Annotated in this window: 7 protein-coding genes and 1 pseudogene; 3 read left to right on the top strand and 5 right to left on the bottom strand. The window is 56.7% G+C overall.

All coding sequences use genetic code 11. The annotated features are described in order from the left end of the window. Nucleotides 1–53: 53 nt before the first annotated feature. Nucleotides 54–1,622, top strand: a pseudogene (gene ggt / locus QZ196_RS16290) (gamma-glutamyltransferase); the annotation flags it as partial. 26 nt (nt 1,623–1,648) lie between these two features. On the opposite strand, the gene QZ196_RS16285 reads toward ggt, so the two are convergent. Further along, the gene (locus QZ196_RS16285; RefSeq protein ID WP_296428323.1) at nt 1,649–3,184 is read right to left on the bottom strand and encodes a helicase HerA-like domain-containing protein; all 1,536 of its coding nucleotides are present in this window, start codon (nt 3,182–3,184) and stop codon (nt 1,649–1,651) included. A gap of 410 nt (nt 3,185–3,594) precedes the next feature. On the opposite strand from QZ196_RS16285, the gene QZ196_RS16280 reads away from it, so the two are divergent. Then, nucleotides 3,595–4,206 (top strand): invasion associated locus B family protein, encoded by a 612-nt coding sequence (locus QZ196_RS16280; protein ID WP_296428321.1) that lies wholly within the window; start codon nt 3,595–3,597, stop codon nt 4,204–4,206. A gap of 48 nt (nt 4,207–4,254) precedes the next feature. Here QZ196_RS16280 and QZ196_RS16275 read toward each other — a convergent pair whose 3' ends face one another. The 4 genes from QZ196_RS16275 to QZ196_RS16260 all read right to left on the bottom strand — a co-directional run bounded on the left by QZ196_RS16275 (nt 4,255) and on the right by QZ196_RS16260 (nt 8,422). Then, nucleotides 4,255–5,463 (bottom strand): beta-ketoacyl-[acyl-carrier-protein] synthase family protein, encoded by a 1,209-nt coding sequence (locus QZ196_RS16275; protein ID WP_296428319.1) that lies wholly within the window; start codon nt 5,461–5,463, stop codon nt 4,255–4,257. After that, complete coding sequence (locus tag QZ196_RS16270) at nt 5,464–5,724, bottom strand: phosphopantetheine-binding protein (RefSeq protein WP_296428324.1); 261 nt, start codon at nt 5,722–5,724, stop codon at nt 5,464–5,466. 63 nt (nt 5,725–5,787) lie between these two features. Continuing rightward, a complete protein-coding gene (gene lpxD, locus QZ196_RS16265; protein ID WP_296428317.1) occupies nt 5,788–6,849 on the bottom strand; it encodes a UDP-3-O-(3-hydroxymyristoyl)glucosamine N-acyltransferase in 1,062 nt (353 codons plus the stop codon). Nucleotides 6,850–6,880: 31 nt separating this feature from the next. Further along, on the bottom strand, nt 6,881–8,422 hold the full coding sequence (locus tag QZ196_RS16260) for a L,D-transpeptidase family protein (RefSeq protein ID WP_296428315.1): 1,542 nt from the start codon (nt 8,420–8,422) through the stop codon (nt 6,881–6,883). Between the two features lie 402 nt (nt 8,423–8,824). Here QZ196_RS16260 and QZ196_RS16255 point away from each other — a divergent pair, with 402 nt between their 5' ends. Beyond that, complete coding sequence (locus QZ196_RS16255; RefSeq protein WP_296428313.1) at nt 8,825–9,394, top strand: DUF882 domain-containing protein; 570 nt, start codon at nt 8,825–8,827, stop codon at nt 9,392–9,394. Nucleotides 9,395–9,504: the final 110 nt, after the last annotated feature.

Below are 9,504 nucleotides of genomic sequence, written 5' to 3'. Positions count from 1 at the left end.
CCACGATACGCCGCCCTTCAAATCACGCCATCACCCAAATTCCCGCATAGCTCGTTCAAGCAGGCGCCGATGTTCTGGCCAATGGCGGCACTGCCGCCGATGCGATGATCGCCGTGCAAACTGTTTTAGGTCTGGTCGAGCCGCAATCATCCGGTTTGGGCGGTGGTGCATTTTTGGTCTGGTATGATACAGCCACGGGGACCATGACCACGCTTGACGGGCGCGAAACCGCTCCGCTTGCGGCAAGGCCGACGCTGTTTCAGGATGACAATGGCGAACCGCTCAGCTTTTTCGATGCTGTGGTCGGTGGCCTGTCGGTCGGGACCCCCGGCACCCCCAAGCTGATGGAAGAGGCGCACCGCCGCTGGGGGCGCACCAATTGGTCTACGCTTCTTGAACCGGCTATCGGGATGGCCGAAAACGGTTTCATGGTCTCGCCCCGGATGGCAGAATCCATTGCGGGCGATGATGAACGCCTGCGCCGTTTTCCTGCGACAGCTGCATATTTCTTTCCCGGTGGGACCGCATTGGCTGCGGGCGATATGCTGCAAAACCCAGTCTACGCCGACACATTGCGCCAGATCGCAGCGCATGGCACCGCTGCATTTTACACAGGTCCAATTGCCCAAGATATCGTGACCACTGTCCGCACCGCGCCGGGAAATCCCGGCGTGTTATCCACGCTCGATCTTGCGCTTTATGACGTGATCGAACGCGATCCCGTCTGTGTACCCTACCGGACCTTTGACGTCTGCGGGATGGGCCCGCCATCATCGGGCGCGCTGACCGTCGGACATATCCTTGGGATGCTGAACGCGTACGACATATCCGATCCAAATGCCGCAGACACATGGCGTTTGATGGGCGATGCATCCCGCCTGGCGTTTGCAGACCGGGGCCGGTACATGGCCGACAGCGATTTTGTCCCGATGCCAACGATGGGTCTTGTTGATCCGGCCTATCTGGCAGAACGCGCCGCGTTGCTGCAAGGGGACGATGCCTTGCCTGAGGTCGGACCGGGCCGCCCCACATGGGATCACGCAATGCTGTTGGGCGATGATGTCAGCATAGAACTGCCTTCTACGTCCCATATTTCCATTGTCGACAGCGCCGGCAATGCACTCTCCATGACGACGACTATTGAAAATGGCTTCGGCTCACGTCTGTTTGTCAGGGGGTTTCTCCTCAACAACGAACTCACCGACTTTTCGTTTGCCACGCACGCCGATGGCTACCCCATTGCCAACCGGATCGAACCGGGCAAACGGCCTCGGTCATCAATGGCGCCTACAATCGTCATGCATGACGGCACCCCCTCCTTGGTGTTCGGCAGCCCGGGGTGTAGTCGGATCATCGGTTATGTCGCCCAAGCTATTATCGCCCACATCGACTGGGGTATGGACGTCCAGCAGGCCGTCACTACCCCACATCTGGTAAACCGTTTTGGCACCTATGACATTGAAAAAGACAGCGACGGCGTCGCGCTGGAAGCGCCCCTCACGGCGCTGGGTTATCAAGTTAGCGTGCGCCGCCTCAATTCCGGCCTGCATGCGATTGGCATTGGCAAGACGCTGACCGGCGGCGCCGATCCACGGCGTGAAGGCATCGCATTGGGCGATTAAACCCCGCTGTCAGGGGCGCCTGTCATTCAGCGCCCCTTAAACAAACTGCCCAAAATACCGCGGACCAACCGCCGGCCCGTGGTGCCCTTTAATTCCGCCACGACGACAGAGGCCAGCGCGCCGCCAAAGCCACCACCGGGCGTGTTTCGCGATGTCGCGCGGCCAGTCGTGCCGCGGCCATCGTACCGACGACCGGCTTTGAACGCGCGCTCCTTTTCCTCCAACGCGTCTTCTTCGACCGCCACCGCAGCTGCCGCCTTGGCGGCTTCGCTGGCCCGTTCGGCCAATATTTCAAAGGCACTTTCGCGGTCTAGCGGCGTGTCGTATTTGCCAGCCATGTCCGACGCCTGCATGATTGCCTTGCGCACAATGGCATCAATGGGGCCAAGCTGTGACGATGGCGGCCGGATCAAGGTCCGTTCCACAACCATCGGAATCCCCTTGCCGTTCAGGAACGAAGTGACGGCCTCGCCTGTGCCGACTTCCTGGATAGCCGTGCTGGTGTCAAATGCCGGATTGTCGCGGTACGTCTCGGCCGCTGCTTTCAATTCCTTGCGATCCTTGGCCGTAAATGCGCGCAACGCATGCTGAACACGGTTGCCCAATTGGCCCAGCACATCATCGGGAATGTCACCGGGGTTCTGCGTGACGAAATAAACCCCGACCCCTTTGGACCGGATCAGCCGTGCGACCTGCTCGACCTTATCGACCAAGGCTTTGGGCGCGTCGTCGAACAAAAGATGCGCCTCGTCAAAGAAGAACACCAGTTTGGGTTTATCGGGGTTGCCGACCTCGGGCAGTTCTTCAAACAGCTCTGACAACAGCCACAAAAGGAACGTCGCATAAAGACGCGGCGACCCCATTAGCTGATCAGCGGCCAGGATGTTAATCTCGCCCCGCCCGTCTTTGACACGCATCATGTCGGCCAATTCCAGCGCCGGCTCACCAAAAAGCGCCGCTCCACCTTGATTTTCAAGGACCAGCAGTTGCCGCTGGATCGCCCCGATCGACGAAGACGCCACATTGCCATAGCGCAGCGACAGATCTTTGGCGTTTTGACCGACCCAGACCAGCAAAGCCTGCAGATCCTTCAAGTCCAGCAATGGCAGGCTGCTTTCATCCGCGACCCGGAACGCGACATTCAGCACACCTTCCTGCACATCGGTCAGTTCCATCAGCCGCGACAGCAACAGCGGCCCCATCTCCGCCACGGTTGCGCGGATCGGATGGCCCTGCTGACCGAATAAATCCCAGAACGTGACCGGAAAGCTGCCGTACTGCAGATCAAGACCAATGGTCTCGGCGCGCGTCATGAAAGCATCATGCAGTTTAAAATCAGCAGAACCCGACACGGCAAGCCCCGACAAATCACCTTTTACGTCGGATAGGAAGACCGGCACGCCAGCGGCAGAAAACCCTTCAGCCATGATTTGCAGGGTCACGGTCTTGCCGGTACCCGTCGCCCCAGCCACCAGCCCATGGCGATTTGATTTGTCCAATAGAAGGACTTGCGGGGCCGTATATCCGTCACCGCCGCCGCCAATAAAAATGTTGTCTGCCATTTCAGCGCTCTTTCATGCATCATTCTTGCCTGGCAAGATACATTCTTAATACTTCCATGCCAGTCCAAAGCACGCCCCACCGCAACGATGACGCGCATGGGCACACTTTCCCCCCGTTACACTTGCCGTGCCTTCGGGCACGGTTTTTTGTTTATAGAACCGGAAAGTAACGGTATCCGACTATTATTTGCAGTTGACGGACGCCTGCGTTTTGCGTATTTTTTACGACAAATAGTCGGCCAAGTCCGACAGGGAGAAAACGTAAAAGGGTCCTTTTGGGGACCCTTTTTATTTGGCCGCTGACCATGCGCGCCGCTCAGCGGAAGCCTGCTCAACACGACCCTTTTCGCCCTGACAGCCCGCCAAACACATGTTAAGCCACGTGCAAAAGACAGCTAAGGATAAAATACATGCGCAATACCCTCAAATCGTTTTTCATTGCTGCCCTGCTGGCCCAAGGCAGCAGCGCTTTCGCACAGGAAACCGATACCACGACAGCAGAACCGACCCAAAACCAAGCAGCAGATCCTGCCGCAGATCTGGATCTGGGCGAACCTGTTGGTCCACAAGTTGGCCAGCCCTATGTCCTGCAAACATTCGGTGATTGGGCAATGCGCTGCGTCAAGGCGGCAGAGGGGCGCAATGACCCCTGCAATCTCTATCAACTTTTGACCGACGAAAACGGCGCTGCTGTTGCCGAATTCAATCTTTTCCGCCTGCCAGAAGGGTCCCGCGCCGCGGCGGGTGCCACGGTGGTTGTGCCGCTTGAGACCCTGCTGACGCAACAGTTGATGCTGACAGTCGACGAAGGCGAAGCGCGCCGGTATCCGTTCACCTTCTGCAATGCCGCTGGCTGCGTCGCCCGCCTTGGGTTTACCCAAGCCGAAGTTGAGCAGTTCAAGGCGGGATCGGCGGCAACTGTCCGTCTTGTTCCAGCGGCCGCACCAACCGAAGAAGTATTACTTAATTTATCGCTTTCAGGCTTCACCGCCGGGTTCGAAGGTGTTGTAATTCCGAATTGACGTCACCGTCACAAAGGTTGCGCGACCACCGGATCGCGCAACCTTTTGCTAATGCTTTCGCAACGCCAGCACGGCATTCAAACCCCCAAAAGCGAATGCATTGGAAAGTGCGACGTCGACTTTTGCATCGCGTGCCACATTGGGTACTACATCAAGCGCACATTCAGGATCAGGTTCTTCATAGCCGATTGTCGGCGCAATGACGCCGTCGCGCAGCGCCATGATGCAGGCAAGCAATTCAACCGCACCAGTCCCACCGATCAGGTGACCATGCATTGACTTAGTGGATGAGATCATCAATCGGTCTGCATGGGCACCGAAAACATCCGCAACAGCGGCACATTCTGTCTTGTCATTTGCGGCCGTTCCGGTCCCATGCGCATTGATATAACCAACCGCGTCGCGGGGCAGTTTCGCGTCTGCAATCGCCCCCGCGATTGCCCGGGCAGCACCTTGTTTCGACGGCATCACGATATCAGAGGCATCCGACGTCATCGCAAAACCAATCACCTCGCAAAGAATTTCAGCGCCGCGCGCCGTGGCATGGTCGTAATCCTCGAACACGAAAACGCCCGCGCCTTCGCCCTGCACCATGCCGTTGCGGGTCGCGGAAAATGGACGGCACGCATCCTTGGACATCACACGAAGCCCTTCCCAGGCCTTGATCCCGCCGAAACATAACATCGCCTCGGACCCGCCAGTGATCATCACGGTCGCCATCCCGCAGCGGACCATATTAAACGCCTGTCCCATGGCGTGGTTGGAAGATGCGCAGGCTGTCGCCACGGTAAACGACGGGCCACGCAGGTTCCACTCCATCGACACATGGCTGGCGGCGGCATTGTTCATCAGCTTTGGTACGATAAACGGATGGACCCTATTTTTGCCCGCCTCATAGACGGCGCGGTAATTTTCGTCCTGGGTGTTCAGCCCGCCTCCAGACGTGCCCAACACCACCCCTGAACGGTCCGCCAATTCACCCGAAAACGTGAGCCCCGACTGGCCCACAGCTTCGCGCGCAGCCAGAAGGGTAAATTGCGTGAAACGGTCGTACAGCGCGATTTGCTGACGGTTGAAATACGTCGTCTCTTCATAGTCCTTGATCTGACCACCAATCTGGATCGACAGGCGATCTACATCCCGGATGTCCAGCGGGCCGATGCCGCAATGCCCTTCTCGCATGGCCTCGAGTGTTGCGGCGACATTCGCGCCCAGCGGGTTTATCGTGCCCGCCCCAGTGATCACCACTCGGCGCATTTATTTACCTTGCTCCGTTTTGAGTTTCTCGACGGCCGCAATGATCGTAGCCACCGACGAAATATCAAAATCGCTGTCGCCGGGGTCGTTGGCATTGAAGGGCACGCTGATGTCAAAGGTCTCCTCGATCGCAAAAATACTCTCGACAAGCCCAAGACTATCAATCCCCAACTCACCCAATGTGCTTTCCATCGTCACGTCTGATGGTTCCAGCATCGCCTGTTCGGCAATGATCGCAATAATCTGGTCCTTGATGATCATCTTTTCGGGCTGCCTCATTCGGGATTATATTTGTTCACACTGACATTGTTGTGAAACAACTTATTAACTCTTTCGCAAATCACGTAAGAAGCGTGGCAAGCGGCGCAGCGCCTTATAGCTGTCGATATGGGTCTGCATTTTGGTCGCCGGATACCCCATCATCACGCGCCCTGCGGGCACATTCGACAACACAACCGACCCGCCAGCCAGCACCACATCACTGCCAACTGTCAAATTATCCGCAACGCCGGCCTTTCCGCCGACGACGACGCGATCACCAATGACGGTGGACCCCGCAACACCTGCTTGCGCACAAAGTAGGCAATCGGTGCCGATGACGACATTATGACCGACCTGCACCAAATTATCCATCTTGGTCCCGCTGCCAACACGCGTTGGCCGGATCGTGCCCGCATCGACCGTCGAATTGGCACCAATTTCGACATCATCGCAAATAGCGACACCACCCAGTGAATGAATTTTATGCCACGTCGGATCGTCCGGCTCGGCCAGCGGCGCATTGCCCAGCGTCTCGCGCGCCCGCTCGACATTCGAAGGGGTCGTCGTCACAAACGAAAACCCATCACCACCAATCACAACATTGGGCTGCAATACCACACGGGCACCCAGTTTTACGCCGCGTTGCAGCCGAACGCCTGCGTGGATCTGACAATCAATCCCAACATGCACGCCCGCTGCAATACTGACATGATCGGCAATCCATGTGCGGGTGCCAATCACCGCATCTGCGCCAATGACAGTGAAGGGACCGATAACAACGCCTGCCTCAATCTGGGAAGACGGGTGAACCAAAGCAAATTCGCTGATCCCTGCCCCGTCTAACGGACGATCCATCATCTGCGTCAGCCCAGCCATCGCCAAACGTGCCCGTGGTGCAATAATTGCCGCTTCCAGGCCCAATGCTTGCCAGTCCGCATCGGCCCAGACGACAGCCGCGCGCGCCTGACCTGCGGCCAATGCGGCACCGTATGCCGGCGTCATAGCCAGGGCAAGATGACGAGGGCCAGCTGCGGCTGGCTCTGCGACACCATCGACCAAAATATCAACTGCGCCAACGGCTTGCGCCCCAATCGCTGCTGCAATGTCTTTGACTGAATGTGCCATCATGCCCCCGGATAATAATCCGAGAACAGATTTACCCCCGAATGGCGCGGACTGCCACCCCTTCCCGCGCAAGCGCATTCCAGATTTGGCCATCGCGCCCGTAGACGTCACGCCGATACTGCATTTGTCCCTCGGCCTGTGTAAAAGCGGTCCGATAGACAATATGTACAGGCAGCGGTGTGTTTAGGTTAACGCGTTGCTCAATCCCGGTTCGCAGCTGCCGTTGGAAAAAGGCTTGCGGGTCAGACATTTGCGCACCAAGCAGCGCATAAGCAAAGTCAAACGGATCGTTTAAACGGATGCATCCGTGACTGAACGCCCTGACTTCGCGGCCAAACAGGCTCTTGGCGGGCGTATCATGCAGATAAATATTGTAACGATTGGGGAACATGAACTTCACCAGCCCCAGCGCGTTGCCCTGGCTTGGTGGTTCACGCATTGAAAACGGGAAGGTTGCGGCGGTGTATTGACTGAAATCCGCAGTTTCTCTGCTCACCACGCGCCCGCGGCTGTCAGTGATCAACAAGTTTCGCACAGCGTTGGGGTTTTGCTGAAGCTGGGGCAAATATTCCTTCGTAATAATCGAACGCGGGACATACCAGCTTGGGTTGATGACCATGAATTCCATCACATCGGAAAACTCGGGGCTTTGGCGATCGTCTTGATTTGCACCGACAACCGATCGGGTGGAAAATGTGACAATGCCACTGTCAATAATTTTGGCCGTAAAGTCAGTGAGGTTTACCCAAATGTGGCGTTGACCTCGAGGTCGGTTAATCCAGCGCTCCCTCTCCATCGCGACGATAATAGACTGCAAACGGCGCTCAGGCGCAATATTCAGCTCTCGCAGCGTGCTGGGCCCGGCAGTTCCGTCGATGGCTAGCCCATGGGCTTGTTGAAAACGTTGGACTGCGGCAGCGATTACGGCATCGTAGGACTGCGTATTTGTGCGATCCAGAAAACCCATCGCTATCAAACGGTTACGAAGTGCGACGACTTGCGCACCAGTGTCCCCAGCTTCAATCTTGTTTGCAGCGACTGTGGGGCCCCAACCACTCTGTGCCAGCAGGCGCTCCATTAGGAATTTTTCCCGCATCAAGCGGATGTACTCGTGTGAACTGGGGGGAAGTGCACGCAAAAATCCGACGGGATCGGACTGTACAAATGTTTGGATCGTCGCAAGTCGCGATCTATACGGAACTTCCCGTTTGATATTGCTATCAACGCGCGCTGGCACCAGAATTCCGGTCTGAACGTCGCGCGCATACTGTAGAAACAGGTGGCTCAGCGCCACCTCGGCCTGACCCTGCAAGGCGGGTGTGTCAGCATTTTGCAGCTGCGCGATGAGTGCTTGCGCGTTGTATCGGTCAACCGGCAGGCCATGATCACCAGCGGCCGCGAATGCCTCCAAAAGTGCATTACGACGGCGCCGGTCACCGCTGGCGCTCCAAATACCTTCATAGTTTCGCGCCCTGTAAAAAGCAGCCAGATCATTGTCTTCAACCGCCGCCTGAGCAACGGCCTGCCGGAATTCGGTGACTTGTGCTCGCGCCTGCGTCGCGGCACCAAACATCAAAAGCAGAAGTGCAATAATCCCACAAAGCCGGGCTGTCCGTGTTTGGGTCGGCGAAGTCTCAAAACGCATAAATATCCATTCCCGCTCAACTTGTTGTGCTATTTTAGTGTAAGTACATCATTAACGGCACTAAAATATCTATCTCCTTGGCAAGTCTATTCACAAACTGGCGATGTCCCCTCACCGACCGTTTGTGTTGCCATAGTGCCGCCATCAAAACGGCCCCAAAAACAACCCTGCGCGATATTTCGCCGATTTCCGATGCGTTAACCACAGACCGGGTAAACACCTCTTGGTCAACGATTCGAAATATGCCATAAAAAAATCGCATCTGGGGGCATGATGACAAAAATCCGCGACATAGCGGAGTGATTGAGCGACGGGACAGGCACAAAAGATATGGGAAAAATCAACTCCTCGGGTATGACCCGACGTGGGCTACTTGGTGCATTTGCTGCGACAGCTGTGGCGGCGGCACCATCGTTTGCAAGTGCTGCAGGCTTCTTGCGAGGCGCAGGCGACATACGGCGGATTTCAATGTTTTCGGGTCGCACGGGTGAACGTGTCGACACGGTATATTGGATCGAAGGCGAATATATTGCCGAAGCAGTCCGCGAAATTAACATGTTCATGCGGGACTGGCGTACGAGCGAGGCTGTCCAGATGGATCTGCGGACCATCGACATTATGTCTGCATCGAGCAATCTGATGGACATTAATGAGCCCTATTTGCTGTTGTCTGGCTATCGGTCCCCCCAAACCAACGCGATGCTGCGTCAACAGTCTTCAGGCGTTGCCCGCAACTCGCTGCACATGCGCGGACAGGCCGCTGATCTGCGTTTGCAGGGCAGAACAACGGCGCAAATGGCCAGTGCTGCAATTTCGTGCCGCGCAGGCGGTGTCGGTCGTTACAGTGGGTCGAACTTCGTTCATATGGACTGTGGTCCAATTCGCAGTTGGCGCGGCTAGGTCCTAAATCTGCGCGGTACCGTTTGGCATTTCGTCCGTGTCTGCCACCGCCTTGGCTCTTTGATCCCACGGTTTAATGGTGCGATCCTTTCGCGAGAATGGAAGAAAGC

It is taken from the genome of Yoonia sp., from assembly GCF_017854565.1.
Lineage (GTDB): Bacteria > Pseudomonadota > Alphaproteobacteria > Rhodobacterales > Rhodobacteraceae > Yoonia.
The sequence above is the reverse complement of the archived record's forward strand: the minus strand, read 5'-3'. Positions and strand labels throughout refer to the sequence as shown.

Excerpts from the sequence above, each read along its gene's own strand:
- QZ196_RS16285 (WP_296428323.1), bottom strand. The coding sequence starts at position 3,184 with ATGGCAGACAACATTTTTATTGGCGGCGGCGGTGACGGATATACGGCC.
- QZ196_RS16280 (WP_296428321.1), top strand. The coding sequence starts at position 3,595 with ATGCGCAATACCCTCAAATCGTTTTTCATTGCTGCCCTGCTGGCCCAA.
- QZ196_RS16275 (WP_296428319.1), bottom strand. The coding sequence starts at position 5,463 with ATGCGCCGAGTGGTGATCACTGGGGCGGGCACGATAAACCCGCTGGGC.
- QZ196_RS16270 (WP_296428324.1), bottom strand. The coding sequence starts at position 5,724 with ATGATCATCAAGGACCAGATTATTGCGATCATTGCCGAACAGGCGATG.
- lpxD (WP_296428317.1), bottom strand. The coding sequence starts at position 6,849 with ATGGCACATTCAGTCAAAGACATTGCAGCAGCGATTGGGGCGCAAGCC.
- QZ196_RS16260 (WP_296428315.1), bottom strand. The coding sequence starts at position 8,422 with ATGTTTGGTGCCGCGACGCAGGCGCGAGCACAAGTCACCGAATTCCGG.
- QZ196_RS16255 (WP_296428313.1), top strand. The coding sequence starts at position 8,825 with ATGGGAAAAATCAACTCCTCGGGTATGACCCGACGTGGGCTACTTGGT.